This window comes from Thauera linaloolentis 47Lol = DSM 12138 (assembly GCF_000310205.1).
In the GTDB taxonomy this organism is placed as follows: Bacteria; Pseudomonadota; Gammaproteobacteria; order Burkholderiales; family Rhodocyclaceae; genus Thauera; species Thauera linaloolentis.
Window position 1 is genome coordinate 32,485 of the sequence record NZ_AMXE01000015.1, and the last position, 26,112, is coordinate 58,596.

A 26,112-nucleotide genomic window follows, 5' to 3' on the forward strand; every position below is an offset into this window, starting at 1 on the left:
TTGTGCCTGTGCTGTCCGGGGCTCAGTGGCTGCCGAGCATGCTCATCACCGCCATGCGCACGGCGATGCCGAAAGTGACCTGGGGCAGGATCACGGCCTGCGTGCCGTCGGCCACGGCCGAATCGATCTCGACGCCGCGGTTCATCGGGCCGGGGTGCAGCACGATGGCGTCGGGCTTGGCCAGCGCGAGCTTTTCGGCGGTGAGGCCCCAGACCTTGAAGTATTCCTGCGGCGTGGGCAGCAGGGCGCCGTTCATGCGTTCGTTCTGCAGGCGCAGCATCATGACCACGTCCACGTCTTTCAGGCCTTCGCGCATGTCGTGGAACACGCGCACGCCGAGCCGCTCGACTTCGGTCGGAAGCAGGGTGCGGGGGCCGATCACGCGGATCTCGGGCACGCCGAGCGTGGTCAGCGCGGCGATCTGGCTGCGCGCCACGCGCGAGTGCAGCACGTCGCCGACGATGGCCACCGTCAGCCCGGTGAAGTCCTGCTTGAAGTGGCGGATGGTGTACATGTCCAGCAGGCCCTGCGTCGGGTGCGCATGGCGGCCGTCGCCGGCATTGACGACGTGGATGTGGTCGCGGCCGGTGTTCTGCAGGTGCTGGGCGATCAGCATCGGCGCGCCGCTGGCGGCGTGGCGCACGACGAACATGTCGGCCTGCATCGCGCACAGGTTGTCGACGGTGTCGAGCAGGCTCTCGCCCTTCGAGGCCGAACTGGTGTTGATGTTGAGGTTCACCACGTCGGCCGACAGGCGCTTGGCGGCGATCTCGAAGGTGGTGCGGGTGCGCGTCGAGTTCTCGAAGAACAGGTTGAACACGCTCTTGCCGCGCAGCAGCGGCAGCTTCTTGACTTCGCGCTCGGCCACTTCGGTGAAGGGCGCCGCGGTGTCGAGGATGGCGGTGAGGATGTTGCGCGGGAGACCGTCGAGCGTCAGCAGGTGCTGCAGTTCGCCGTGCTTGTTGAGCTGGGGGTTGCGCATCGGGCTTGCCTCGGAATCAGCTGTTGGCCATGGATGGAGGGAGAGAGGGCTGGGGGCCGTGCCCCGGGCTACGCGCGCTGCGTCAATTGCAGCGTGAGAGCGCCGGCGTCGTCGCGCTGCAGCTCCAGGTTCTGCTCGTGCGGCAGGGCCTGGGCCAGGGTGTGGGCACAGTAGCGGGCGGCGATCGGCAGTTCGCGGCTGCCGCGGTCGACCAGCACGGCCAGTTCGACCGCGGCCGGGCGGCCGAAGTCGAACAGGCCGTTCAGCGCGGCGCGGGTTGTGCGGCCCGTGTAGAGCACGTCGTCGACCAGGATCACGTGCGCGCCATCGACGCCGAAGGGGATGTCGGTGCGCTGCGGCTTGGCATGCAGGCCCTTGCTGCCGTAGTCGTCGCGGTAGAAGGAAACGTCGATCGCGCCCAGCGGCTGGGTGATGCCGAGTTCCTTGTGCAGGCGCTCGGCCAGCCACAGGCCGCCGGTGTAGATGCCGACCAGCGCGGTGGCCGGCGTGACGTGGGGACGGATCTGTTCGGCAAGCTGCCGGCACAGGGCTTCAGCATCGAGAATGTTCATGACGATGGGCGTCCAGGAAGGTTTGCAGGATGATCCGGGCGGCGGCGGCGTCGAGCACCGCCTTGCGTTGGTGCCAGCCCTTGAGGCCGGCGCGGGACAGTTCCGCTTCGGCGGCGCGCGAGGACAGGCGCTCGTCGGTGGCGAACACCGGCAAGCCGAAGCGGCCGTGCAGCTGGTTGGCGAAGCGGCGGCAGCGGGCCGTGAGTTCGTGTTCGGCGCCGTCGAGATGGGTGGGGATGCCGACCACCAGCGCCACCGGGCGCCATTCGGCGATCAGCCCGGCGATGGCCTTGAAGCGGGCGTCGTTCGATTCTTCGTGCAGTGTGGCCAGCGCGCTGGCCTGGCTGGTCTCGAGTTCGCCGCTCGCCACGCCGATGCGCGCCAGGCCGAAGTCGAAACCGAGCAGGGTGCCGCGCGCGGGCAGGGAAGGCGGGGCGGCGGATGCCGCGTCAGGCATGCCCCGCGACCTCGCTGAGGTTGGCGAAATCCACGCCCAGCTTCTGCATCGCGGCAACCAGGCGTTCTTCGGGCGGCAGGTCGAACACGATCGACATGTCCGCCGGCACTGTCAGCCAGGCGTTGTCCATCAGTTCCTGTTCGAGCTGGCCGGCCGTCCACCCGGCGTAGCCGAGGGTGACCAGCACGTCCTGCGGTTCGCCCTGGGCGCCGATCGCCTGCAGGATGTCGCGGCTGCTGGTGAGGCCGACGTCGCCGCTGACCTTGAGCGTCGAATGCCAGTCGCCGAGGGGGCGATGCAGTACGAAGCCGCGATCGGTCTGCACCGGCCCGCCGAAGTACACCGGGTGGGCGTCGAAGCCCCGGGCTTCGAGCGGGACGTCGATGCGTTCGAACAGCGTGGCCAGCGTCATGTCGATCGGGCGGTTCACGATGACGCCGAGCGCGCCCTGCTCGTTGTGTTCGGCGATGTAGGTCAGCGTGCGCACGAAATGGGGATCGGCCATGTTGGGCATGGCGATCAGGAAGTGGTGCGTGAAGTTGGCCGTGGGTGTTTCCATGGGCGCCATTTTACGCACTTCGCCCGGGTTCTTGTGTGACGAGGAAGGGATGTCGGCCGCGATTCCGGCCCCGCCGCGGGCCGGGTCGCAGAAAGGGGCGGGTGAGCCGATAATCGCCTCCCGTCCATCCGGATCGCAATGATGACTTCAGCCCTCGTCTGGTTTCGCCGCGACCTGCGCAGCTTCGATCACGCCGCGTTGCATCGGGCGCTGCATTTCGCCGGCCGCGTGCATTGTGCCTTTGTGTTCGACACCGCCATCCTCGACGCCCTGTCGTCGCGCCGCGACCGCCGCGTCGAATTCATCCATGCCAGCCTCGCCGAGCTCGATGCCGCGCTCGACGCCATGTCGCGCGCGGCTGGCGGGCAGGGGGCGGGCATCATCGTGCGCCATGGGCGGGCCGAGGACGAAATCCCGCGTCTGGCGCTGGAACTGGGCGTGGACAAGGTGTTCGTCAACCGCGACTACGAGCCGGACGCGATCGTGCGCGACAGCCGGGTGGCGCAGCGGCTGGCCGAGGCCGGCATCGGCTGCGAAGATTTCAAGGACCAGGTGATCTTCGAGCGCGACGAGGTGCTGACCCAGGCGGGCAAACCCTTCAGCGTGTTCACCCCGTACCGGAGCGCGTGGCTGAAGGCAGCCGACGATTTCCAGATGAAGCCCTACCCGGTGGAGCGCCATGCGCAGCGCCTGGCGCCCAAACCCGCGGGCGAAGCGCTACCTAGCCTTGCCGGCATCGGTTTCGAGCCGGCCGGCCTTGCCGAACTGCGGATGCCGACGGGCATGAGCGGCGGGCGCAGGCTGTTCGAGGACTTCGCCGCGCGCATCGGGCGCTACGCGCAGGCGCGGGACTTTCCGGCGCTCAAGGGCGTCAGCTACCTGTCGGTCCACCTGCGCTTCGGCACCGTATCGATCCGCCAGCTCGCCGCGCATGCCTGGCGCGATGGTGGCGATGGGGCGCAAGCCTGGCTGGGCGAACTGATCTGGCGTGACTTCTACCATCAGATCCTGTGGCATCACCCGCATGTGGTGGCGCGGGCCTTCCGGCCCGAGTACGACGGCGTGGTGTGGGACGACGCGCCCGGACTGTTCGCCGCCTGGGCCGAGGCGCGCACCGGCTACCCGATCGTCGATGCCGCGATGCGGCAACTGGCGCAGACCGGCTACATGCACAACCGCCTGCGCATGATCGTCGCCTCTTTCCTGAGCAAGGACCTCGGCATCGACTGGCGCCTGGGCGAACGCCATTTCGCCGCGCATCTGAACGACTACGACCTCGCCGCCAACAATGGCGGCTGGCAGTGGGCCGCGTCGACCGGCTGCGACGCGCAGCCCTACTTCCGCATCTTCAACCCGGTGACGCAGTCGCAGAAGTTCGACCCGGGAGGGCGCTTCATCCGCCGCTACCTGCCGGAACTGGCGCGGGTGCCCGACACGTTCATCCATGCGCCGTGGACCATGGGCGGCATCGACCAGAGCGCGTGCCGCACCCGGATCGGCGTCGACTATCCCGCACCGATCGTCGACCATGCGGCGGCGCGCGAGCGCACGCTGAAACGGTTCGGCGTGCTGAAAGCCTGATCGAAACACTGGATACATCGCGCGGTTGCGGGACAATGCAGGCCATGTTCCCGACCGCCTGCCGACCATGAACGCCCCCGACCATTCCGCCGCTCCGTTCGACTTCGACCGCATCATCGACCGCCGCCGCCTGCCGGGCGAAAAATGGGGCCGCTACGCCGGCCGCGACGTGCTGCCGCTGTGGGTGGCGGACATGGATTTCGCCGCGCCGCCCGCCGTCATCGAAGCCCTGCACCAGCGCATCGATCACGGCGTGTTCGGCTACACTGACGCCTGGCCCGCGCTCGAAGAAGCGGTGACCGAAGGCCTGCTGCGCGATCATGGCTGGACGGTCGAGCCCGACTGGCTGGTATGGCTGCCCGGCGTGGTGACGGGCTTCAACCTCGCCTGCATGCTGGCCGGCGAACCGGGCGACGGCGTACTGACCGCCGCGCCGGTCTATCCCCCCTTCCTGTCCGCACCGGCCAACACCGGGCGTGTGCTGCAGCGCTGCGAACTGGTGCTGCGCGACGGCCGCTGGCAATGGGACTGGGATGCGCTGGAGCGCGCGGCCGATGCGCGCAGCCGCATGCTGCTGCTGTGCTCGCCGCACAACCCGGTCGGGCGCGTGTTCGACGCCGACGAACTGCGCCGGCTGGCCGATTTCGCCGCACGCCGCGATCTGCTGATCTGCTCGGACGAGATCCATTGCGGCCTGGTGCTCGACGACGGCCGGCCGCATCGCCCCATCGCCGCGCTGAACGTGGATATGGCACGGCGCACGATCACGCTGATGGCGCCGTCCAAGACCTGGAACATCCCGGCGCTGTACTGCGCCTTCGCCGTGATCCCGGACGCGGCGCTGCGCCGCCGCTACCGGCACGCCATGCGAGGCGTGGTGCCGCACGCCAACGTGCTGGGCATGGCGGCGGCCGAAGCCGCCTACCGCGACGGCGGGCCGTGGCGCGCCGCGCTGCTCGACTACCTGCGCGGCAACCGCGCCCGCGTGCTGGAAGCGGTGGCGGCGATGCCGGGTCTGGAAACGACCTCGCCCGAAGCCACCTACCTGGCTTGGATAGACTGCCGCGGCCTGATGGCCGCGCGCGGCATCGACGATCCCGCCGCCTTCTTCGAGGCCGCCGGCGTCGGCCTGTCGGACGGCCGTCCCTTCGGTGCGCCGGGCTGGCTGCGGCTGAACTTCGGCTGCCCGCGCGCGACGCTGGACGAGGCGCTGCGACGTATGGCGGCTGCGCTGGCGGGGGCGCAGGAAAAGTGATGCAGCAATGGAATTGCGCGCGCGTTGCGCCTCACCAGCGCGGGAGGAACAGCTTCAAGGGTTGCTCGGTGGCGGGCCTGAAACCGTATCGCTGATAGAAGCGCGCCGCGGCCTCGTTCTTGGCATCCACGAACAATCCGGCGCTGCCTACGGCTTGTGCCGCCATGCGCGTACGGCTTACCTGGCGGCGGTATCCATCGGCGCCGAGACGAGCAGCCTGCCCTGTCCGGTGGTGCCAGCCTTGCCTTGCTTCTCTGCCGACTTCCTGGGTGCGGGGGGCACCATGGAAGCGTCAGGCAGGCTCGGCCCGCGCCTGCGTGTAGCCCGCCAGTAGCGCCAGCAGTTCCTCTTCCTGGTAGGGCTTGCCCAGGTAGTGGTTGGCGCCGATCTCCTCGGCGTAGCGGCGGTGCTTGTCGGCCAGGCGGGAGGTGATCATGATCACCGGCACTGCGCGTGTGCGGGCGTCGGCGCGGAGGTTGCGGACCAGGTCGAAGCCGTCCATGCGCGGCATCTCGATGTCCGACAGCACCACGTCGGGCAGGATGTCGACCAGTTGCTCCAGCGCGTCGACGCCGTCCTTGGCAGTGATGACGCGATAGCCTTCGCGTTCCAGCAGGCGGCCGGTGACGCGGCGCACCGTCAGCGAGTCGTCCACCACCATCACCGTGGGCTGGCGTAGCGCCTCGGCCGGTGCCTCGGCCGGCGTGCCGGGTTCGTCCTCGCCAGTGGCGCTGTCCAGGCTGCGGCTGGCGAGCGCCACCGGGTTCAGGATCAGGGCGATCTCGCCGTCGGCGAGCACGGTGGCGCCGGCCATGCCGATGATGCGGGCAAGCTGGGGGCCGGCGTTCTTGACGACGATTTCCTGGTTGCCGCGCAAGCCGTCGACATGCAGCGCCAGCGTCTGTGCGCCGGCGCGCAATAGCAGCAGCCAGTTGTAGCGCTGCGCTTCGGGCTGGGTGTCGCGGTCGCCGAGCAGGCGCGGCAGGTAGCGGTAGGCATAGTGTTCGCCCTGCCAGTCGGTGCCGCGCTCGGCTTGTACCTGCCGCAGGGCGTCGAGCTTCAGTTCGGTCGCCTGCGCCACCAGGTTGGACGGGATCGCCCAGGTGCGGCCGCAGGCGCGCACCAGCAGGGCCTGGGTCACCGCCAGCGTCAGCGGCAGGTAGATGAGAACGCGGGTGCCCTGGCCGGTCTGGCTGCTGACGTCGATCCGGCCGCCGACGGCGGCGGTCTGGGATTTGACCACATCCATGCCCACGCCGCGGCCGGATACCGCCGACAGCTGGCCGGCGGTGCTGAAGCCGGAGACGAAGATCAGGTTGGTCAGGCGCTTGGTGTCGGGATGTTCGTCGGCCGCGATCAGGCCGCTGGTGCGGGCGCGCTCGGCGATGCGTTCGAAGTCGAGGCCGCGGCCGTCGTCGCTCAGCTCGATGGCGATTTCGTTGCCTTCCTGCGTCGCGGTCAGCACGATCTGGCCGGTTTCGGGCTTGCCTGCCGCGCTGCGGTCCTGCGGCAGTTCGATGCCGTGCGCAACCGCGTTGCGCAGCAGGTGTTCGAGCGGCGCGGCCATCTGTTCCAGCACGCTGCGGTCGATTTCGATGCGACCGCCGCGCAGGTCGAGCGTGGCGCGCTTGCCGAGTTCCTTCGCACTCTGGCGCACGACGCGGTACAGGCGGTCGGCGAGGCTGTCGAAGGGCAGCATGCGCACGCGCATCAGGCCTTGCTGCAGTTCGCGGGTGGTGCGCGCCTGGCCGTTGAGCGCGATGTCGGCGCCGTCGAGGTTGTGCAGCAAGGTCTGCTGCACGGTGGTCACGTCGTTGACGCTCTCGGCCATCATCCGCGTCAGTTCCTGCAGGCGGGTGTAGCGGTCCATTTCGAGTGGGTCGAATTCGCCGTGGTGCGATTCGGCCTGGGCGATGCGCGACTGCATCTGCACGTCGGCCTGGATTTCGACTTCGCGCAACTGGTTGCGCAGGCGGATGACGTTTTCGGTGAGGTCGAGCAGCGAACGGCGCAGCGTGCGCAGTTCGCCTTCGATGCGCGTGCGCGAGATGCCGATTTCGCCGGCCTGGTTGACGAAGCGGTCGACTTGCTCGGCGCGGACGCGCAGCGTGGCCGAGGCGCTGGGTTCGGCTTCGCCCGCTTCGGCGGCGATCGCCGTTGCGGCGGCGGCTGTGCCCGTGGCCGGCGCCAGGTCTGCCTGCGGGGCGGCGGGCAGATCGGGCGGCAGGCCGGCGAGGCCGTCGATCATCTGTTCGGCGAGGTCGAGACCGAGGATCAGGTCGTCGGTCAGCGCCTGTGTGTCGATCTTGTCGGCCAGGCCGTCTTCGAGGCGGGATTCGAGTTCGTGGAGATGGCTGCCGAGCGTCATCGCCCCGGCCATGCGCGCGCTGCCCTTCAGCGAGTGCAGCAGGCGGGCGAGCGTGGCGGGGTGTTGTTGCGCGTCGGGCGCGGCCTGCCAGGCGCGCAGCGTGGCGTGCAGGGTGCCGAACAGTTCGCCGGCTTCCTCGAGGAAGATCGGCAGCAGTTGCTGGTCGAGCTCGTCCTGCGGCGGCGGGACGAGGCTTGTCGCCGGTGCCTCGGCGCTGGCTCGTGGCGGGGGGGGCGGCGTGATCAGCGCGTCGGGCGGGACGGTGGCTTCGGTGGATGGCGAGGCAGGCGCTTCGGCGGTGGTTTCGATGGCCGGCTGTGCCGGCATGGAATACGCGTGGCCGCATGCTTCCAGCGCGGCGACCTGGGCTTGCGCGCGGGCAGGCAGGGTGTGGGCCGCAATTTCGGCCAGCATGCGCTGCAGCGTGTGGCTCGTGTCGCGCAGCAGCGCGACTTCGTCGCCCGTCGCGCCCTTGCCCTGGTCGCGCAGGCGGCCCAGCGCATGTTCGAGGGCGCGTGCGAGTTCGTGTGGCGGCTGCAGGTGTGCGGTGCCCGAGATGCCGGCCAGGGTGTGGGCGGCGCGCAGGGCGACCTCGGTCGGCGGCGTGTCCGGATGCTGGGCGAGGCGTTCGATCTCCTGTCCCAGGGTGCCGAGATGCTGCCGTGCTTCGGCCTGGTAGAGCGCGAACAGGGCGGGCGAGATCTCGCTGTCGCCGATTCGCACGACGTCGGCGGCGGGGGCTTCGTCCGGCACGGTTTCGTCTTCGTCCCCGGCGGCGGGTGCCTGCGGCACTTCGCCGGTGGGCGTCGCATCCAGGGCTTCAGGCGGTGCGGCTGCCGGTTCCGGCAAGGCCGTTTCGAGCGCTTCCAGGGGGTCGGTTTCGGGGAAGGGCTCTTCGAGGTCGAAATCGATTCCGTCGAGCGCGGGCTCTGCTCCCGCGGCAATGCCGCTTTCCAGCGGCAGGGGCAGGATCTCGCCGTTCTCCGACAGGTCGAGGTCGGGGAATTCGGGCCAGCTCCCGTCCTCTGGTGCGGGTTCGGGCGGCATTGCGCCGAGCGCGGGCGGAAGCAGGGCCGCGGCAGGCGGCTCGATGCCTGCGGGTTCGACGATGGCCGTCTCGCTGTTGCGCAGGCGTTCGGCCTCGGCGAGCAGGGTGCTTGCGTCGGGGGCCGCGCCGTCGCTGGATTGAAGCGCGTCGACCCAGGCCGCGAACAACTGGTGGGCGGCATCGATGAGGTGCAGCAGGGCGGGCGTCGGCGGCCAGTCGAGCTGCAGCCAGCGGTTCAGCGTCTGTTCGAGGCCCCAGGCGGCCTCGCCCAGGGCGGTCAGCCCGACCATGCGGCCGCTGCCCTTGAGCGTGTGGAAGCCGCGCCGGATCGTGGTGAGGTGTTCGAGCTGCCGAGGTTCGCTGCGGACGAGTTCGAGCTGTTCGCCGACCGTCGCCAGGACTTCGGTCGCTTCCTCGATGAAGATGCACAGCAGCTCCGCGTCGATGTCGGCGTCGCTGCCCGGCAGGGCGGGCGGTGGCACGGCCGGGGCCGGCGTGGGCAGGAGCGGAGGCAGGTCCTCCAGCATGCCCAGGTCTTCGAGCTCGTCGCCGGCCAGGTCATCGGCGGCGGATTCGGGAGCGGTCGGCGCCGGGGGCGGGGCTTCGGATGCGGGCTCTTCGTGTCCGCTCCGTGCGTCGAGGTCGGCAGCGGACGGCGCCGGCAGGTCGATGCCGTTCTGCTGCGCGATGGCCGCGGATGCGGCTTCGGGCGCGCTCGGCGGGGTGGCGGCAGGCGTGCTGGAAGCGATGGCTTCGTCCGCGTCCGCGGCTTTCGCCACGTCCCGCTCGCGGCGGCGTTCCGGGTGCAGGAGGTCGTCGAGGTCGGCCGTGCCGAGCGGCAGCGCTTCGAGATAGAAGCCGAGCGCCGACAGTTGATGGGCCAGCGTTTCGAAGGCACTGCCGTCGGCTTCGGAGGGGGCGCTGGCCAGGCTGGCGATGCGGCTGCCGGCGTCGCGCACCAGTTCGAGGGCGCGGGTTTCGCCGAGCAGGCTCAGCGCGCCGACGATCTGCTGCAGCGGCTGGTGGAGATGGGCGAGCGGCTCATGCTTGGCCTGGTTGCGGAAGTAGTCGTCCAGGGTCTGTTCGATCTGCGACAGGCTGGTGCGCATTTCGCGGCAAAGCTGTGCAAGCGCCTGCTTTTCCTGGTTCTCGCGTGCGCCGTCCAGGCCTGCCGCGGAGATTTCGGCGGCGGGGGTTTCGCCCCGCTGCAGCGCTTGCAGCCGAGACAGGCGCTGGTCCATCTGGGCGGCCAGGCCGGCGTCGGGCACGTGCTGGCCGAAGTCGGCTTCGAGCAGCAGCAAGGCGGTGGCGACTTCGAGTGCGAGCGCGTCCGTGTGCTGCAGGGGATCGCGCCGAAGCCACTGCGCCACGGCCTGCAGACCGTCGAGCAGGCGGCGCGTGGCCGGGCGCCCGAGCGGCCGGGCGGCGGGGACGAGGAGCGCGAGCCGTTCGTCGAAGCCGGCCAGGGCGATTGCGATACCGCTGCTGAATTCATCCCATTGCGCCCGCACGCCTTCGAGCGATTGCTGCAGGGTCCGGAGGAGGGGGCCGAGCGGGATATCGCTGACGCCGGCATCGTCCGGGGGCAGCAACGCGTCGAGTTGCCAGCATGCGCGCACCGCCTGCTGTTGCGCGCTGCGCGCCGGCATGGTGGCGACGCGGTAGAGGATGTCGCGCAGCAGGCGGTCGGGCGTCGAAGGCGTGCCGCCGAGCAGGCGCCGGAATTGCGCGTCGATCTGGGCGCACAGGCGCTTGAGCGCGGTGTCGACGGGCAGGCTGCCGTCGATCAGGCCGTCGTAGAAGGCCAGTGCGGCCCACCACAGGCTGCGCTGGGTGGGGGCGGCCTGCAGGGCTTCGACCGTGGAAATGGCGTCGCGCATCGCCTGCGCGCCCGTGCCGGCATTGCCGCGCAGCCAGTCGAGCAGGCCGCGTTCGAAGCGCGCCCGCGCTTGGCGCAGCGTGGATTGGGTCGTGGCCGCGTCCAGCGCCGCGGGCGGCGTGTCGCGCCGCGGCGGACGGCGCGACAGGTCGGGGTGAAAGAGGTCGGCGGCGCAAGGCAGCGGCAGGCCGCGCGCGGCGGCGATCTCTTCGTACAGCGGTGCCAGCCTGAGCGGCTGGTCGGGCGCGCCGTGCGCGATTTCCTCGAGGTAGTTGCCGATGCTGGCGACGGCGCGCGAGGCCAGCGCGAGGCTGTCCGCGCCGGTCGGAAGCTCGCCGCGTGACATCTGGCCGAGGAACTGCTCGGCGGTGTCGGCGAACTGGGTCAGGCCGTTGAGGCCGATGATGGACAGGGCGCCGCGCACCTGGTGCAGGTGCGTCTGTGCGAACTGCACGCGGCCGGCCGCATCTCCGGCGCTGCGGGCTTCGGCCAGGGCGTCCGCGGAACGCTGCAGGGCGGCGTCGATCTCGCCCTTCACCCAGGTCAGCGGCCCCAGGTCCGTCTCGGTGGCTTGTGTCATGGCGTGCTTCCCGCGGTGGCTCAGACCTTGAAGCCCGAGACCGAGCCCTTCAGCTCGACGGCGAGGTCGGCGAGCTGGCCGATCGACACGGCGGTCTGCTGGGTGCCGAAGGTGGTCTGCTCGGTGACGGTGAGGATGTCCTTCATCGTCGCCGCCACGCGGCTGGCGGTGGCGGCCTGTTCCTGGGTGTCGGTCGAGATGCGTTCGATGAGGCGCGCGGCTTCGAGCGAGACCTTGTCGATCTCGGACAGGGCCTGGCCGGCGGCGTCGGACAGCTGGGCGCCTTCGACCACGTCGCGGGTGGCGTTTTCCATCGCGCCCACCGCGTCCTGGGTGTCGGTCTGGATGGTCTTGACGATGGCCGCGATCTGCTTGGTTGCTTCCGCCGAGCGTTCGGCGAGGCGCTGCACTTCTTCCGCGACGACGGTGAAACCCCGGCCGGCCTCGCCCGCCGAGGCGGCCTGGATGGCGGCGTTGAGCGCGAGCACGTTGGTCTGTTCGGTGATGTCCGAGATCAGTTCGACGATCTCGCCGATCTCCTGGGAGGATTCGCCCAGGCGCTTGATGCGCTTGGAGGTTTCCTGGATCTGGCCGCGGATGCCGTTCATGCCGCGGATGGTGTTCTCCACCGCGTCCGCGCCCTTGCGTGCGGCTTCCAACGAACGCCGCGCCACCTGCGCGGACTGCAGCGCGCGTTCGGACGAGTCGGTCATCGACTGCGCCATGCGCTGGACGGTGGCGCCGGCTTCTTCGATTTCGCGCGACTGGCGCTCGGTGGCGTCGAGCAGTTCGCGCGAGGTGCGCTGGGCGGATTCGGTGGCCGAGGTCACGCGGGTGGCGGCGTCGTTGATGCGGCTGACCAGCACCGAGAGTTCTTCGACGGTGTAGTTGACCGAGTCGGCGATGGCGCCGGTGATGTCCTCGGTGACGGTGGCGCGCACGGTGAGGTCGCCGTCGGCGAGATCGCCCATTTCGTTCATCAGGCGCAGGATGGCCTGTTGCGTGAGGTTGCGCTCGCTCTCGGCCTGCTGGCGCTGCTGCTCGGACTCCGCCCGGCGCTGCGCCACGTCGCTGCGGTAGGCGCGCGCCATGGCTAGCAGCGCCAGCACGCTGGCGAGCGCGCCGGCGGCGATCAGGGCATGGAGCAGGTTGAGGCCGCTGTGGGCCTGCTTGAGGCCGTCGGTCAGTTCGGCGCTGCGCGCCAGCAGCGGCGCGGAGTCGCCGAGGATGCGGCTGCCGGCCTGCTTGGCCTGTACCGTCTTGTCGATGCCGCCGAGAATTTCGCCCGCGGCGTCGAAGGTGGGGGCGGCGGCCGTGGCGAGCGCGGCGGCGCCGTCGCGCAGTGCGCCGTCTCCCGCCGTGCGCGCAAGCGTATCGATTTCGTGGCGCAGGGCCTCGATGTCGCGGCCGAGGATGGAGGCGAGCTCAGTGTCGATCGCATCGGCCGCCAGCAGGGCGCTGGCGTTCCTGGCGATGCGCTGGGTCAGCATCATGCCGCGGCCCGTCGCGGCGCTGCCGGCGCCCGAGGCCGTCGCCTGGCTGGCGAGCCGTTCGCTGAGATCCAGCAGTACCGCGTCGTCCTTGGTGATCGTCGCCACCGCGCGGCCGAGCGCGACAAGGTTCTGGCGCTGTGCCAGCAACTGGGCGGCATTGCGTTCGGTGGCCTGCCAGGCGGCGGCCAGGGCTTCGATCTGGGGGCGGATCGAGGCCTGCACTGGCGGGATGCCGGTGCCGTCGATGTCGCCGCCCTGGCCGAGAGCCTGCAGCAGGGTGGCGAAGCGGCTGCGGCTGGTGCCGAGCTCGGCGAAGGCGGCGTTGTTGCCACGCAGGGCGGTCTGCGCCGATTTTGCGATCTGCTGCGACAGCATCTGCATTTCGCTCGATGCACTCACCTGCAGCGTGGCGCTGGCCGACTCGCGCTGCTGGTAGGCGACCAGACCGGCCGTGGCGGCGGCGAAGATACCGAACAGGATGCCGTAGGTGCGTATGCCGCTGCCGGTGGCCGGCCGGGCGCTGCCCGCTTGGGCGAGTGCCGCGTTGTGGATCGGCGTGGTCTCGATGATCGTCGCGCTGTCGTTGTCTGCGGCCTTCTTGCCGAAAAGTCTCAATGCCATGTTGCGTGCTCCACCGTGGGCGTGGGGTAAGCGGGAGTCGGGCGGCTGGCCCGATGATTCATTCGAGGCCGGCGTCCAGGATGTGCGGGCTGGCCAGCAGCCTTGCGGCGTCGAGCTGCCGCCATGGGTGGCCCTGCGCGTCGCGCAGCCGTCTTGCGACCCAGGGGCGCGCTTCATCGCCGGGGTCGGCTTCGAAGTCGTCCGCGCTGCGCAGCCCGACCGAGCCGGTGACCAGCAGCGCGCAATGGATGCCGAGCCGGGTGCCGGCCAGCAGCAGGCGGGCGCGCCCGCTTGCGGGCGTCGGCGGCTCGCCGTGGAACTGGGCCAGGTCCACGACGCTGTAGAGCGTGCCGCGCACGTTGGCCACGCCGCGATACCAGGGGCGCGTGAGCGGCACTGTGGCCAGCGGCGGCGGCGGCAGGATCTCGCCCGCTTCGGCGAGGTCGATCAGCCAGTTCTCACTGCCGGCCTGGAAGCCCAGCAGGCCGCGGCGGTCGGCGGTGCGGGCCTCGGCCAGGCGGCGGGCGAGGCGTTCCTGGAATTCGCGCAGGCTGCTGCGTCTGGCCATGGCCGCCTCAGCCGATGGCCCGGATGCGGGCGAGGAGTTCGTCGTGGTCGACCGGCTTGACTAGGTAGGCGTAGGCACCCTGGCGCATGCCCCAGATCTTGTCGGTCTCCTGGCCCTTGCTGGTGCACAGGATGATCGGGATGTTGCGCGTGCTGTCGTCGCGCGAGATGGTGCGGGTGGCCTGGTAGCCGTTCATGCCGGGCATGACGACATCCATCAGGATCAGGTCGGGCTTGTCTGCCTTGCTGCGCGCGACGGCCTGTTCACCGGATTCGGCGGTCAAGACCTGGTAGCCCTGGCGGGACAGCAGTTCCTGCAGGGCGAGGCGTTCGGTGGGAGAGTCGTCCACCACGAGAATCGTGCTGATCGGCATCGTCGGAGTCCTGTGAAAAATGGATTCAGCGCGGCGGTGCGCGGCGGGCATGGGCCGAGACGGCCTTGAGCAAGCTGTCTTTGGTGAAGGGCTTGGTGAGGTATTCGTCCGAGCCCACCATGCGGCCGCGGGCGCGGTCGAACAGGCCGTCGCGCGACGACAGCATGATCACCGGCGTCGAGGCCAGGCGCGTGTTCTTCTTGATCAACGCACAGGTCTGGTAGCCGTCGAGGCGCGGCATCATGATGTCGACGAAGATGACGTCGGGGTTGTGATCGGTGATCTTCGCCAGGGCGTCGAAGCCGTCTTCTGCGAGCAAGACTTGGCAGCCCGCCTGGCCGAGGAAGATCTCGGCGCTGCGGCGGATGGTGTTGCTGTCGTCGATGACCATGACCTTCAGGCCGGCAATGTCCATTCAAGCTGTCCTCGGTTGTTCATCGTGCTGGCCGGGTCAGATTTCGATCAGTTCGAAGTCTTCCTTGCGTGCCTGGCATTCCGGACAGGTCCAGTTGGGAGGGACGTCCTCCCAACGCGTGCCGGGCGGGATGCCTTCGTCGGGCAAGCCCGCGGCTTCGTCGTAGATGAAGCCGCAGATCAGGCACATGTAGGTCTTGTAGGGGATGTCGGCCATGGTTCGACTCAACTTTGGGGGGCTGAGGGTAGAATCATGCGCATCTTAACCGATTACGAATGCCGCCTCCGTGGCGGACTTCTCGCCCATGCCGATCGAGATTCCGGATATGCCGCCCGCGGTGTTGTGCTTTGGCGCAGGCGATGCGACGGCCGGCAGCGGACTCGCGGCCGACGTGCTGACCTTGTCGAGCATGGGCTGCCACCCCCTGCCGGTACAGACCGCCGCCATCCTGCGCGACACGCGCAGCGCCGACGAGGTGTGGCCGCAGGACGTCGAAATCGTCGTCGCGCAGGCACGCGCGGTGCTCGAGGACGTGCCGGTCGAGGGGTTCAAGCTCGGATTCTGCGGCAGTGTGGACAACGTCGTTGCCATCGCCGAGATCCTGTCGGACTATCCCGGCCTGCCACTGGTCGTCGAGCCGGCGCTGTATGCCGCCGGCGATCTGGGAGAAGCCGGGGAGGAGATGGGCGCGGCGCTTGCCGACTTGGTCCTGCCGCAGACTACGCTGCTCGTCGTCGGCCGGCACGAACTGTGCCGGCTGGCCGGCGTCGCCGAGGGCGGCAGCGATGAGGATGGCGACGCGGACGAACCGCCCGCGCTGGACGACGCCCTCGAACGCATGCTCGGCCGTGGTATCGAATACATCCTGCTGACCGGCGGCGGCGAGCACGGGCCGCAGGTCCTGAACCGCCTGATCGGGCAGGAAGGGGTCGTGCGCACCGATGCCTGGCCCCGCCTTGGCGAGCGCTTTCTGGGTGCGGGCACGACGCTCGCGTCCGCTGCGGCCGCCGCGCTGGCACATGGCATGGCCTTGCCCGAGGCGGTGCGCGAGGCGCAGGAGTTCACCCAGCAGGCGCTGCGCCATGCCTATCGAGCGGGCATGGGGCGGGCCCTGCCCGACCGTTTCTTCTGGGCGCGCGGCAAGGGCGAAGGCGATGGGGGCGGCGATGAGTGAAGGAGAGGCCTCCTCCGGCCGTGTGGCGAATGCCGGCAGTGCGTTGCGCGGCCTCTATGCGGTCACGCCCGACGAGCGCGACGATGCGCGCCTCGCGGCCCTGGCGGAACAGGTGCTGAGCGCCCGGCCGGCGCTGCTGCAGTACCGCAACAAGCTGGCTGGGCCGCAGCAGCGGCGCGCGCAGGCGGGGGCGCTGCTGCGGCTGTGCCGCGCGGCGCGCGTGCCGCTGATCATCAACGACGACCTCGCGCTGGCCCTCGAGATCGGCGCCGATGGCCTTCATCTCGGGCGCGGCGATGGCGATCCCGCGGCCGCGCGGCGTGCGCTCGGCGCCGGCCGCATCCTGGGCGTGACCTGCTATGCCGACTGGGAGCGCGCCCGCGCGGGCGCCGAGGCCGGCGCGGACTACGTCGCCTTCGGCGCGATGTTTCCGTCTTCCACCAAGCCCGGCGCCCCGCCCGCGCCGTTCGCGCTGCTCGGCCGGGCGAAGGCGGAACTGCGCCTGCCGGTGGCGGCGATCGGCGGCATCACGCTCGACAATGCCGCCGAGGTGATCGCCGCCGGCGCTGACCTGATTGCCGTGGTCAGCGACGTGTTCGCCGCCCCCGACCCGGCGATGCGCGCCACGGCATACCGGGCCTTGTTCCAGCGTCCGCCGCGCCGTGCTCTCGTGCCGCAGATGCCGGACGCCGCGCCTTGATCCCGGTGCTGGACCAGGGTGGCGGCGGGCACGATAATGCCGCCTTTGGTAATCCAGCCGAGGACGACATCCCCATGGCCAGCCGTAACGAAACCCTTTTCCAGCGTGCCCAGCAGACCATTCCCGGCGGCGTCAATTCGCCGGTCCGTGCCTTCCGTTCGGTGGGCGGCACGCCGCGCTTCATCGAGCGGGCGGAGGGCGCGCGCGTGTGGGACGCCGACGGCAAGGCCTACATCGACTACGTCGGCTCCTGGGGGCCGGCCATCGCCGGCCATGCCCATCCGGCGATCGTCGAGGCGGTGCGCGAGGCGGCGCTGAAAGGCCTGTCCTTCGGCGCGCCGACCGAAGGCGAGATCGAGATGGCCGAACTGATCTGCGAACTGCTGCCTTCGGTCGACATGGTGCGCCTGGTGAGTTCCGGCACCGAGGCGACGATGAGCGCGATCCGCCTCGCGCGCGGCTTCACCGGCCGCGACGCCATCGTCAAGTTCGAAGGCTGCTACCACGGCCACGCCGACAGCCTGCTGGTGAAGGCCGGCTCGGGCCTGCTGACTTTCGGCAACCCGTCCTCGGGCGGTGTGCCGGCCGATTTCGCCAAGCACACCATCGTGCTCGACTTCAACGACCTGCAGCAGGTCGAGGACGTATTCAAGGCCCGCGGCGGCGAGATCGCCGCCGTCATCGTCGAGCCGGTGGCCGGCAACATGAACCTGATCAAGCCCCGCCCCGGCTTCCTCGAAGGCCTGCGCCGGGTGTGCACGCAGTATGGCGCGGTGCTGATCTTCGACGAGGTCATGACCGGCTTCCGCGTCGGCCCGCAGGGCGTGCAGGGCCTGTACGGCATCACGCCCGACTTGACCACGCTGGGCAAGGTGATCGGCGGCGGCATGCCGGTGGGCGCGTTCGGCGGCCGCCGCGACATCATGGAAAAGATCGCGCCGCTCGGCGCGGTGTACCAGGCCGGCACGCTGTCGGGCAGCCCGGTGGCGGTGGCGGCGGGCATCGTGTCGCTGAAGCTGACGCGCGGGCAAGGCTTCTACGAGGGTTTGACGGCCAGCGCGCAGCGTCTCGCGGGTGGCCTTGCCGCCGCGGCGAAGGACGCGGGTGTGGCTTTCAGCGCCGACTCGGTGGGCGGCATGTTCGGCCTGTATTTCGCCGACAAGGTGCCGACTTCCTTCGCCGAGGTGATGGTGGCGGACAAGGAGCGCTTCAGCCGCTTCTTCCACGCCATGCTGGATGCCGGCCACTACTTCGCGCCATCGGCCTTCGAGGCGGGCTTCGTGTCGGCCGCACACGGCGAGGCGGAAATCGACGCGACCGTGGCGGTCGCGCGCGAGGTGTTCGCTACGCTGGGTTGATCCCTATTTTCAGGATGGGCTGAGTGCTTTGTACCAACGGCAACTCAGGCGTTTCCCGAAGAAAAAACAGGTTGGCGACAGTCTGTGGCATGGACGGGCACGGGGTATTTCTTCCGGGGCTGTGGAACTCGCTTCGCTCGGACAGTCCTCGCCCCTCCAGAAACACTCTGCACGGGTCCTGGAATCATGGTTCGGGCTTGATGGAAAAACAGGCCATCGGGGCATGATGGTTCTTCGGCGCTCGGACGAGCACTGCCGTAGTCGGGGCTGCGTGGGGTATTCCCTCCGAGGCTGCGGAACTCGCCCTTCGGGCTCGGACAGTCCTCGCCTCTTCACGAATACCCCACGCAGCCCCAGCGGGCCACGGAGCACCAAGCCCCGCAGCCGGCTCCGCCTTCAAAGCAGGAACAACGTCGCCAGCCCCAGGAAGATGAAGAAGCCGCCCGAGTCGGTGAGCGCGGTGATCATCACCGAGCCGCCGATCGCCGGGTCGGCGCCGAGGCGCTGGCGCAGCATCGGGACGATCACGCCGGCACTGGCGGCCAGCAGCAGGTTCAGCGTCATCGCGCCGGTCATCACCGCGCCCAGCGAGGCGCTGCCGTACAGCCACCACGCCAGCAGGCCCAGCAGCCCGCCCCACACCACGCCGTTGATCAGCGCCACGCCCAGCTCCTTCTTCAGCAGGCGCTGCATGGCCGACTGCTCCACCTGGCCCATGGCGATCGCGCGCACGATCATCGTCGTCGTCTGGTTGCCCGAATTGCCGCCGATGCCGGCCACGATCGGCATCAGCGCCGCCAGCGCGACCAGCTTCTCGATCGAATCCTCGAACAGGCCGATCACGCGCGACGCGACGAAGGCGGTGACCAGGTTGACGGCGAGCCAGGCCCAGCGGTTCTTCACCGAATCCCACACCGAGGCGAAGATGTCTTCTTCTTCGCGCAGGCCGGCATTGTTCAGGATCTCCGCCTCGGATTCCTCGCGGATGTAATCGACCACGTCGGCCACGGTCAGGCGACCGATGACGCGCTTGTCGCCATCGACGACGGGCACCGAGATCAGGTCGTAGCGCTCGAAAGCCTGTGCGGCGTCGTCGGCCTCGTCCTCGGGGGTGAAGCTGATCACCGTTTCCGAGCGCATCACTTCGGCGACCTCCCGTTCGGGGTCGCTGATCAGCAGGGTTTCGAGCGTCAGGATGCCCTTCAGGTGGTCTTCGCGGTCGACGACGAAGAGCTTGTCGGTGTGGTCAGGCAGTTCGTCGAAGCGGCGCAGGTAGCGCAGCACGACTTCGAGGCTGACGTCCTCGCGCACCGTCACCATGTCGAAATCCATCAGCGCGCCGACCGAATCCTCTGGATAGGACATCGCTGTGCGCAACTGCTCGCGGCCTTCGCTGTCCAGCGACTGGAACACGTCCTGGATGACCTCGGGCGGCAGGTCGGGCGCGAGGTCGGCGAGTTCGTCGGCGTCGAGCGATTCGGCGGCGGCCTTCAGCTCTTCCGGCGCCATCGTCTCGATCAGGGATTCGCGCACCGCGTCCGAGACTTCGAGCAGGATCTCGCCGTCGCGTTCGGCCTTGACCAGGTCCCAGACGTAGAGGCGCGCTTCCAGCGGCAGCGCCTCCAGGATGTAGGCGATGTCGGCGGAATGAAGCTCTTCGAGCTTGGCGCGCAGCGCAGTTTCGTGCTGCTTGTGCACCAGGGTTTCGACCAGCGCGTGGCGCGGCATGTCCTGGCGGTGGACGAGGCCTTCGATGACCTTCTGGCGCGCGAGCAGCTCCTGCACTTCACGCAGGTGCTGCTGGACGTCGTCGGGGTGGAGTTCCTCTTCCTGCGTCATGGGGGCTGCCGGCTGGGGGGCGGAACCCGGATTCTACGGGCTTGGTGTGTTGCGTGCGACCCTTGCGCGCGGCCGCGTGGCGAATATGCTGCATCGCAGCGAGCGGAGACGCGGAAACGCCGCTCAGGGAACCTGCGAGGCGTGCATGCGGCGTTGGACGCGGTCGGCGTGGGCGGCCAGGCGAGGGCCGTAGTTGCGCTCATAGCGGAGCGGGTTGGGCAGCATCACGGCCAGCCGGGCGGCCTGCGACGGCCCCAGGTTCGCCGCCGATGTGCCGTAGTAGCGCCGCGCCGCGGCTTCGGCGCCGAACAGGCCGTTGCCCCATTCGGCCACGTTCAGGTACACCTCGAGGATGCGGCGCTTGTCCCAGGTAGCCTCGATCATCACCGTGAGCACGGCCTCCTGGCCCTTGCGCAGCCAGCTCCTGGACGGCGACAGAAAAAGGTTCTTGGCGAGCTGCTGGGTGATGGTCGAGCCGCCGGCGGCGAGGCGGCCGCGGCGTTCGTTCTTTTCCAGCGCGCGCTGGATGCCTTCCCAGTCGAAACCCTCGTGGTCCAGGAAGCGGTCGTCCTCGGCGGCGACGACCGCGCGCTTCAGGTGGATGGAGATGCGGTCGTAGCCGACCCACTGGTGGCGCAGCGTGGCCGCGGGATCGGATTGGCGCAGTTCCGCCAGCCGCATGCGCATGAAGCTGGTGCTGCCCGGGTCGAAGCGGCTCCACCAGATGACCTGGGTGAACAGCACCGCCTGCCAGAACAGGAGCAGCAGAAGCAGGGCGAGCAGGCCCCGCCCGAGCACGCCGAGCCAGCCCAGTCTGGCAAGCAGGGCGGGCATGCCGGTATCAGCCGGCGCCGAGCTGCCGGCGCAGCGCGGCGAGCACGGCGGTGCTGTCCGGGCGCAGGCCGCGCCACAGCGCGAAGCTCTCTGCGGCCTGTTCCACCAGCATGCCCAGGCCGTCGGCCAGGCGCGCGGCGCCGTCGGCGCGGGCCGCGGCGATGAAGGGCGTGTCGCCGCGGCCGTACATCATGTCGTAGGCGAAGGCCTCTTCGGCGTACAGGCCGGGGGGTAGTGGCGGCGCCTGGTCCGCGAGGCTGGCGGCGGTGGCGTTGATGACGAGATCGAAATGCTGGCCGGCGAGCCCGTCGAAACCGCAGGCGGACAGCTGCGTTTCTGCCGTGCTGGGCAGGAAGGTGGCCGCGAGCGACTCGGCCTTGGCGACCGTGCGGTTGGCGATCGTCAGCACCGCCGGGCCTTCGGCCAGCAGCGGCAGCAGCGCGCCGCGCGCTGCGCCGCCCGCACCCAGCAGCAGCACGCGCCGCCCCCTGAGCGCGCAGCCATGGTTGGCGGTGAGGTCGCGCACCAGCCCGGCGCCGTCGGTGTTGTCGCCGAGGAGGCCGCCGGCGTCAAATGCCAGGGTATTCACCGCGCCGGCGGCCTGCGCGCGCGGCGTGCGGCGCTCGGCCAGGGCGAAGGCTTCGAGCTTGAAGGGCACGGTGACGTTCATGCCGCGCCCGCCGGCGGCGCGAAAGGCCCGCACCGCAGCGGCGAAGCCGTCGAGCGGGGCGAGGATGGCTTCGTAGCACATGTCCTGCGCCGTCTGGCGGGCGAAGGCGGCGTGGATCTGCGGCGACTTGCTGTGGGCGATCGGGTGGCCGATGACGGCGTAGCGGTCCATGGCGGGCGTCTGTCTCAGTTGGCGCGAACCTGGTTGGTGTTGGTGAACGTCCAGGTGCGGGTGATCTCGATGATGTCCGTGTCCCGGCGGATGTCCGGCGGGAAGGGGGCGTAGGGGGCCGCCATCTGCACGATGCGCACGGCTGCTTCATCCAGCAGCTTGTGCCCGGAGCTGCGGCCCACATCGACCTGGGCCACCGTGCCGTCGGCGCGGATCGAGACCGACAGCCGCAGGCTACCGTACAGGCGGCCGCGTGCGGCCTCTGGGTAGTTCAGCGTGCCGACGCGTTCGACCTTCAGGCGCCAGTCCTCGACGTATTGGGCGAAACGGTATTCCCTGGCCTTGGCGCCGATGAACACCTTGCGCGGGCGCTTGGCGATTTCGTCCAGCTTGCGGTCGATCTCGGCTTCGAGGCGGGCGACGGCCGCAGCGCTGTCGAGCAGGTCCAGGCCGCTGATCTCGGGCGCGGGGGCGGGCTGTTCGACCGTGGCTGGCGCGGCGGCGACCTTGGCGGGGGATTTTTCGCGGGTGATGACCTGTTTCTGCTCGCGTACCGGCTCCTGCGTGCGCTGCTTGGCTTCGGCAAGGGCGTCGCCGTCGCGCTGCTTTGCCTGCGGGGGTAGGGGCGAAGTCGGGCGGGCCGCCTGTTCGGAGGTGCCGCCGCCGTCGACGTTCGCCTGGGCCAGCACGTCGGCTTTTTCCGGGGCATTGGCGTGGCGGGCGTTGACCAGCACGACTTCGAGGCCCCTGTCCTTGGCCGGCGTGGCTTCGGGCATGCGGAACTGCAGGCTCAGCAGCGCGGCGTGAACCGCGAACGAGATGGCGAAAGCCCCTGCCAGCAGCGGACTTATCCGGCGGGACGCGGTGGCTTCGACCATGGCGGCCGGTGGAGAGAAGGCGGAAGGCCGGGCCGTTGCCATCGTCGGGAGTCAGAGCGGGCCGAAGGCGTCCGCGGCCTGGCTTTCGTCCCGTTGCGCGGGTTCGGACAGCGTGCGCAGGAAGTGGGCCTCGACCTCGATGTCGAGCAGGTCGGTATGCTCGACGGCCAGGCGTACCCGGCTGCCCGGCAGTTGCAGCGGCATCGACGGCACCTTGAACACGAGCGGGATTTCGCTCAGGCGCACGACGTTCTCGCGCAGCACCGTCCCTTCCACCTCGCCGCGGCCGTGCTGGCGCAGCCAGCGCAGGCACCAGTAGCGCTCCATGCCGCGCTGGAATTCGGCGTACTCGGCATAGGTCAACTCGAAGTCGCGCAGCGCCGCCATCAGGTCGGCCGACTTGGGGGCGAAGGCAGGCGTCGTGTCCTGCAGCACCGAGATGATCTGCCACTGGTTGACCAGGTCGACATAGCGCCGCAGCGGCGAACTGGACCAGGCGTAGCATTCGACGCCAAGGCCTTCGTGCGGCGCCGCGACCGTGGTCATGCGCACCTTGCCGCCGCCCTGGGCGCGGTACAGGCCGGGCACGCCGGCCTCGTCGAGCAGGCGCCCCCAGGTGACGTTGGCATGGATCATCAACTCGGCGACCAGCTTGTCCATCGGCGAGCCCCGCAGGCGCCGCGCGATGCTGACGAAGCCGGGGCCGTCGGCCGTGTCCCGGGCCCAGTCCACGCTGAAGCCGAAATCGATGCGGTCCTCGTTGCCGCCGGCCTTGCCGCGGCCGGCTTCGAGCACCGTCGCCAGGTCCCACAGCAGGGTCAGCTCGTGTTTCCAGCGGAAGTCGGGGCCGTCGCCGTGCACGGTTTCGTCGTTGAACAGCGGCTCGAGGTCGTGATGGCGCAGGTTGGCGACGATGGGCACCATCTCCACCCGGCTTTCCTCGCCGACGATGGCGAGGCCGGGGCTGATGTCGAGGTACAGCGACACCGCCGGGCAGTCGCGGCCTTCGCTCAGTGTGAACGCCTGCACCACTTCGTCGGGCAGCATGGTGATCTTGCCGCCGGGCATGTAGACGGTGGACAGGCGGCGGCGGGCAATGGCGTCGAGTTCGGTGCCGCGGCTGAAGCCCAGGGCCGGCGCGGCGATGTGGATGCCGATGCGCCAGCCGCCTTCGGCGCGCGGCACGATCGAGAAGGCATCGTCGATCTCGGTGGTCGAGGCGTCGTCGATCGAGAACGCGGCGACGTCGGCGCGCGGCAGGTCGGGCGGCAGCGCCGCGGGGGCGAAGCCGGGGAAGTCCGCGCCCTCGGGGAAGTGCTCGAACAGGAAGCGGTTGTAATGGAAGTCGTAGCTCGATCCGAGCGCGCCGCATTTCAGCAGCAGGCGCGCGGCCGACAGGCCGGTGTCCACGCAGGCGGCTTCGAGCGCCTTGACTTCGTTGCGGTTGCGGTCGGGGCGGTAGAGCGCCTGCGGCAGCAGGGCGGCGAGCTCGGGCGGCAGCCGGCCATCGACCAGTTCGCTGCGCATGTGTTCGATGGCCGCGGCTTGCTGGCGCTTCTTTTCGAGGCCGGCGAGCGCTGCCTGCAGTATGTCGGCCGGCGCCTTGCGGAAGCGCCCCTTGCCCTTGCGGTGGAACCAGATCGGCGCGGAGTGGAGGCGCAGCAGGATGGCGGCGGATTCGACCGCCGTGGGCGGGTGGCCCTGGTACTCGGCGGCAAAGTCGGCGAAGGCGAATTCGTCGTCGCCGCAGACTTCCCACAGGAACTCGGTGTCCAGCTCTTCGGCGGCGGCTTCCGCGCGGCTCAGCAGGTCGGCGGGGCCGGGCTCGCGGAAGTCGAGCAGCACGTTGGCACGTTTGAGCTTCACCCGCTTGCCGTGGGTGTTCTCGACCTGCAGCGTGGCTTGGTTATCGGTGAGGATCGTCCCGGCCTTGAAGGCCCCGTCCTCTTCATACAGCACGAACATCGGCATCCGCCTGGAAAAAGCAAGCTGTGTAGTTTACTGGATTCGGGCGGCTTGCCCTAAAGCCATGTCGACCGCCGGGCGGCGTGCGGGTTTCGCCGGCCCGCGGGCGGGGTCAGGCCCGCTGCCGGGCGGCGCGCACCATGTCCACCGAGTAGATCGCGAGCGCGGCCCAGATCAGCATGAAGCCGACGAGCTGGGCGGCGTCGAAAGGCTCGCGGAAGAGCCAGATCGCGATGATGAAGCTGAGGCTGGGTGCGAGGTATTGCATGAAGCCGATGGTGGCCAGCGGCAGGCGCCGGGCGCCGGTGGTGAACAGCAGCAGCGGCAGCGCGGTGATGATGCCGCTGAGCGGCAGCAGCCAGTCGGTGGCGGCATGACTGCCGAAGCTGAGCGTGCCGGCGGCGTGCATCCATGCCAGCCCGGCGAGCGCCAGTGGTGCGACGAGCAGGGTCTCGATGAACAGCCCGCTGACCGCCTCGACGGGGGCGCGCTTGCGCAGCAGGCCATAGCTGCCGAAAGTGGTGGCGAGGAAAAGCGGTATCCACGGCAGGGTGCCGAGCTGCCATATCCGCCATGCCACGCCGGTGACGGCGATGGCCACGGCCAGGCGCTGCAGCGGGCGCAGGCGCTCGCCGAGGATGACGGCGCCGAGGGCGATGCTGACCAAGGGGTTGATGAAGTAGCCGAGGGTGGCTTCGAGCAGGCGGCCGGCGTCGATCGCCCAGATGAATACCAGCCAGTTGCTGCCCGTGAGCAGGGCGGTGAGCGTCAGCAGGCCGAGCAGGCGGGGCTGGCGGCAGACTTCGCGGACGCGCGCCAGGCCGCCGGTGAAGGGCAGGAAGACGAGCAGGGCGGCGAGGAAGAGCACCGACCACAGGATGCGGTGGGCGACGATCTCGAAGGGCGGGACGCTGCCGATCGCCTTGAAGTACAGGGGCGACAGGCCCCAGATCGAAAAGGCGGACAAGGCGGCGATGATGCCGCGGCGCCGTTCTGCGTGCGCGGTCGTGGGGATGTGCATGGGAAGGGCGGGCGGGTGTCTGCGCGGTCTGCGCGCCTCAGGCCGGGCGCCGCGCGGCGGCGATCAGCGTGCGCGCCGGCACTGCGAAGCCGCCCCGCGCGTCGGTGCAGGCATGGGCGGCGAGGTCTTCCGCGACCGCCGTGCGCAGCGCCTGCTGCGTGGCGCCGGGCAGGCGGCCGATGGCCTCCGCCGCGCCACCGGCGAGGTCGAGGAAAGCCTGCCAGTACGCGTCCGCACTGCTGAAGTGGCAACTGAATTCGCAGGGGCGGATGTCGATGTCGGCGAAGCCGGCCTGGGCGAGGGCCGCTTCGAGCACCTGCGGTTCGCCATGGCGGAACACCGAGGGCCGTGCGACCTTGGGCGGCGGCAGCAGGCGGGCGATGCAGTCCTGGGCGCGGTGGATCAGCGGCACGGTGTGGCGCGGGCCCCAGACCGACAGCGCGATGCGCCCGCCGGGGACGAGCACGCGGCGCATCTCCGCCAGCGCGCATTCGGGGTGCGGGAAGACGAACAGCGCGAGCCCGGCCAGGACGCGGTCAACACTGGCGTCGGCAAGGCACAGCCGTTCCGCGTCGGCGGCGGCGAAACAGGGGGCGTCGGCGCGTGCTGCGCAGCGGCGCGCGCCTTCGGCCAGCATGGCTTCGGCGATGTCGGTGGCGAGCACGATGCCGCCCGGCGCGACGCGCAGCGCGGCGTCGCCCGCGAGCAGGCCGGGGCCGCTGGCGAGGTCGAGCACGCGCTGGCCGGGTGC

23 protein-coding genes are annotated in these 26,112 nt (G+C 69.9%); 5 read left to right on the forward strand and 18 right to left on the reverse strand.

What is annotated here, in order from left to right; all coding sequences use genetic code 11:
* Positions 1–22: 22 nt before the first annotated feature.
* From C666_RS06440 to C666_RS06455, 4 genes are all read right to left on the reverse strand, one after another.
* The gene (locus tag C666_RS06440) at positions 23–982 is read right to left on the reverse strand and encodes an aspartate carbamoyltransferase catalytic subunit (protein ID WP_004335698.1); all 960 of its coding nucleotides are present in this window, start codon (positions 980–982) and stop codon (positions 23–25) included.
* A 68-nt stretch (positions 983–1,050) separates the two neighbouring features.
* Positions 1,051–1,554, reverse strand: coding sequence for a bifunctional pyr operon transcriptional regulator/uracil phosphoribosyltransferase PyrR (pyrR, locus tag C666_RS06445; RefSeq protein WP_004335700.1), 504 nt, complete (start codon positions 1,552–1,554; stop codon positions 1,051–1,053).
* Entirely contained in the window at positions 1,535–2,011 is a 477-nt protein-coding gene (gene ruvX / locus C666_RS06450; protein ID WP_004335702.1) for a Holliday junction resolvase RuvX, read from the reverse strand. Before ruvX ends, pyrR begins: the two co-directional genes overlap by 20 nt.
* A complete protein-coding gene (locus C666_RS06455; protein ID WP_004335704.1) occupies positions 2,004–2,579 on the reverse strand; it encodes a YqgE/AlgH family protein in 576 nt (191 codons plus the stop codon). The genes ruvX and C666_RS06455 overlap by 8 nt, the downstream gene beginning before the upstream one ends.
* Positions 2,580–2,711: 132 nt before the next feature.
* Between C666_RS06455 and C666_RS06460 the strand changes: the two genes are divergently transcribed.
* Both C666_RS06460 and C666_RS06465 read left to right on the forward strand, forming a co-directional pair.
* Entirely contained in the window at positions 2,712–4,151 is a 1,440-nt protein-coding gene (locus tag C666_RS06460; RefSeq protein ID WP_028791937.1) for a cryptochrome/photolyase family protein, read from the forward strand.
* Positions 4,152–4,218: 67 nt separating this feature from the next.
* Complete coding sequence (locus C666_RS06465) at positions 4,219–5,406, forward strand: MalY/PatB family protein (protein WP_028791938.1); 1,188 nt, start codon at positions 4,219–4,221, stop codon at positions 5,404–5,406.
* A gap of 31 nt (positions 5,407–5,437) precedes the next feature.
* Here C666_RS06465 and C666_RS19680 read toward each other — a convergent pair whose 3' ends face one another.
* The 7 genes from C666_RS19680 to C666_RS06495 form a co-directional block, all read right to left on the reverse strand.
* Positions 5,438–5,572 (reverse strand): N-acetyltransferase, encoded by a 135-nt coding sequence (locus C666_RS19680; protein ID WP_004335708.1) that lies wholly within the window; start codon positions 5,570–5,572, stop codon positions 5,438–5,440.
* 126 nt (positions 5,573–5,698) lie between these two features.
* Complete coding sequence (locus C666_RS06470; RefSeq protein WP_004335711.1) at positions 5,699–11,281, reverse strand: FimL-related protein; 5,583 nt, start codon at positions 11,279–11,281, stop codon at positions 5,699–5,701.
* A gap of 20 nt (positions 11,282–11,301) precedes the next feature.
* Positions 11,302–13,395 (reverse strand): methyl-accepting chemotaxis protein, encoded by a 2,094-nt coding sequence (locus C666_RS06475; protein WP_004335713.1) that lies wholly within the window; start codon positions 13,393–13,395, stop codon positions 11,302–11,304.
* A gap of 58 nt (positions 13,396–13,453) precedes the next feature.
* Entirely contained in the window at positions 13,454–13,963 is a 510-nt protein-coding gene (locus tag C666_RS06480; protein ID WP_004335716.1) for a chemotaxis protein CheW, read from the reverse strand.
* A gap of 7 nt (positions 13,964–13,970) precedes the next feature.
* A complete protein-coding gene (locus tag C666_RS06485; RefSeq protein ID WP_004335719.1) occupies positions 13,971–14,336 on the reverse strand; it encodes a response regulator in 366 nt (121 codons plus the stop codon).
* 25 nt (positions 14,337–14,361) lie between these two features.
* Positions 14,362–14,751, reverse strand: coding sequence for a response regulator (locus tag C666_RS06490; protein WP_004335721.1), 390 nt, complete (start codon positions 14,749–14,751; stop codon positions 14,362–14,364).
* A gap of 36 nt (positions 14,752–14,787) precedes the next feature.
* Positions 14,788–14,940, reverse strand: coding sequence for a rubredoxin (locus C666_RS06495; protein ID WP_004335723.1), 153 nt, complete (start codon positions 14,938–14,940; stop codon positions 14,788–14,790).
* A 115-nt stretch (positions 14,941–15,055) separates the two neighbouring features.
* Here C666_RS06495 and thiD point away from each other — a divergent pair, with 115 nt between their 5' ends.
* From thiD to hemL, 3 genes are all read left to right on the forward strand, one after another.
* Entirely contained in the window at positions 15,056–15,925 is an 870-nt protein-coding gene (thiD, locus tag C666_RS06500) for a bifunctional hydroxymethylpyrimidine kinase/phosphomethylpyrimidine kinase (protein WP_004335725.1), read from the forward strand.
* Complete coding sequence (gene thiE, locus C666_RS06505) at positions 15,918–16,625, forward strand: thiamine phosphate synthase (protein ID WP_051019879.1); 708 nt, start codon at positions 15,918–15,920, stop codon at positions 16,623–16,625. Before thiD ends, thiE begins: the two co-directional genes overlap by 8 nt.
* 74 nt (positions 16,626–16,699) lie before the next feature.
* Positions 16,700–17,983 (forward strand): glutamate-1-semialdehyde 2,1-aminomutase, encoded by a 1,284-nt coding sequence (hemL, locus tag C666_RS06510; RefSeq protein ID WP_004335731.1) that lies wholly within the window; start codon positions 16,700–16,702, stop codon positions 17,981–17,983.
* Between the two features lie 396 nt (positions 17,984–18,379).
* On the opposite strand, the gene mgtE is transcribed toward hemL, so the two are convergent.
* The 7 genes from mgtE to C666_RS06545 all read right to left on the reverse strand — a co-directional run.
* Positions 18,380–19,822, reverse strand: coding sequence for a magnesium transporter (gene mgtE, locus C666_RS06515; protein WP_004335735.1), 1,443 nt, complete (start codon positions 19,820–19,822; stop codon positions 18,380–18,382).
* Between the two features lie 123 nt (positions 19,823–19,945).
* A complete protein-coding gene (mtgA, locus tag C666_RS06520) occupies positions 19,946–20,656 on the reverse strand; it encodes a monofunctional biosynthetic peptidoglycan transglycosylase (RefSeq protein WP_004335738.1) in 711 nt (236 codons plus the stop codon).
* Positions 20,657–20,663: 7 nt separating this feature from the next.
* Positions 20,664–21,497, reverse strand: coding sequence for a shikimate dehydrogenase (aroE, locus tag C666_RS06525; protein WP_004335741.1), 834 nt, complete (start codon positions 21,495–21,497; stop codon positions 20,664–20,666).
* 14 nt (positions 21,498–21,511) lie between these two features.
* Positions 21,512–22,375: an energy transducer TonB gene (locus C666_RS06530; protein WP_004335743.1), complete on the reverse strand. Its 864-nt coding sequence runs from the start codon at positions 22,373–22,375 to the stop codon at positions 21,512–21,514.
* Between the two features lie 51 nt (positions 22,376–22,426).
* On the reverse strand, positions 22,427–24,340 hold the full coding sequence (locus C666_RS06535) for a ribonuclease catalytic domain-containing protein (protein WP_004335744.1): 1,914 nt from the start codon (positions 24,338–24,340) through the stop codon (positions 22,427–22,429).
* A 112-nt stretch (positions 24,341–24,452) separates the two neighbouring features.
* A complete protein-coding gene (gene rarD, locus C666_RS06540) occupies positions 24,453–25,361 on the reverse strand; it encodes an EamA family transporter RarD (protein ID WP_004335746.1) in 909 nt (302 codons plus the stop codon).
* A gap of 37 nt (positions 25,362–25,398) precedes the next feature.
* Positions 25,399–26,112 (reverse strand): class I SAM-dependent methyltransferase (locus C666_RS06545; RefSeq protein WP_004335748.1); only part of this gene is annotated, 714 nt, incomplete at its 5' end.

Coding starts and splice junctions, on each gene's coding strand:
- C666_RS06470 (WP_004335711.1), bottom strand. CDS start 11,281: ATGACACAAGCCACCGAGACGGACCTGGGGCCGCTGACCTGGGTGAAG.
- C666_RS06480 (WP_004335716.1), bottom strand. CDS start 13,963: ATGGCCAGACGCAGCAGCCTGCGCGAATTCCAGGAACGCCTCGCCCGC.
- pyrR (WP_004335700.1), bottom strand. CDS start 1,554: ATGAACATTCTCGATGCTGAAGCCCTGTGCCGGCAGCTTGCCGAACAG.
- thiD (WP_004335725.1), top strand. CDS start 15,056: ATGCCGATCGAGATTCCGGATATGCCGCCCGCGGTGTTGTGCTTTGGC.
- C666_RS06490 (WP_004335721.1), bottom strand. CDS start 14,751: ATGGACATTGCCGGCCTGAAGGTCATGGTCATCGACGACAGCAACACC.
- C666_RS06535 (WP_004335744.1), bottom strand. CDS start 24,340: ATGTTCGTGCTGTATGAAGAGGACGGGGCCTTCAAGGCCGGGACGATC.
- C666_RS06485 (WP_004335719.1), bottom strand. CDS start 14,336: ATGCCGATCAGCACGATTCTCGTGGTGGACGACTCTCCCACCGAACGC.
- C666_RS06455 (WP_004335704.1), bottom strand. CDS start 2,579: ATGGCGCCCATGGAAACACCCACGGCCAACTTCACGCACCACTTCCTG.
- C666_RS06440 (WP_004335698.1), bottom strand. CDS start 982: ATGCGCAACCCCCAGCTCAACAAGCACGGCGAACTGCAGCACCTGCTG.
- hemL (WP_004335731.1), top strand. CDS start 16,700: ATGGCCAGCCGTAACGAAACCCTTTTCCAGCGTGCCCAGCAGACCATT.
- C666_RS06530 (WP_004335743.1), bottom strand. CDS start 22,375: ATGGTCGAAGCCACCGCGTCCCGCCGGATAAGTCCGCTGCTGGCAGGG.
- mgtE (WP_004335735.1), bottom strand. CDS start 19,822: ATGACGCAGGAAGAGGAACTCCACCCCGACGACGTCCAGCAGCACCTG.
- C666_RS19680 (WP_004335708.1), bottom strand. CDS start 5,572: ATGGCGGCACAAGCCGTAGGCAGCGCCGGATTGTTCGTGGATGCCAAG.
- C666_RS06475 (WP_004335713.1), bottom strand. CDS start 13,395: ATGGCATTGAGACTTTTCGGCAAGAAGGCCGCAGACAACGACAGCGCG.
- C666_RS06495 (WP_004335723.1), bottom strand. CDS start 14,940: ATGTGCCTGATCTGCGGCTTCATCTACGACGAAGCCGCGGGCTTGCCC.
- C666_RS06460 (WP_028791937.1), top strand. CDS start 2,712: ATGACTTCAGCCCTCGTCTGGTTTCGCCGCGACCTGCGCAGCTTCGAT.
- aroE (WP_004335741.1), bottom strand. CDS start 21,497: ATGGACCGCTACGCCGTCATCGGCCACCCGATCGCCCACAGCAAGTCG.
- C666_RS06465 (WP_028791938.1), top strand. CDS start 4,219: ATGAACGCCCCCGACCATTCCGCCGCTCCGTTCGACTTCGACCGCATC.
- rarD (WP_004335746.1), bottom strand. CDS start 25,361: ATGCACATCCCCACGACCGCGCACGCAGAACGGCGCCGCGGCATCATC.
- thiE (WP_051019879.1), top strand. CDS start 15,918: ATGAGTGAAGGAGAGGCCTCCTCCGGCCGTGTGGCGAATGCCGGCAGT.
- ruvX (WP_004335702.1), bottom strand. CDS start 2,011: ATGCCTGACGCGGCATCCGCCGCCCCGCCTTCCCTGCCCGCGCGCGGC.
- mtgA (WP_004335738.1), bottom strand. CDS start 20,656: ATGCCCGCCCTGCTTGCCAGACTGGGCTGGCTCGGCGTGCTCGGGCGG.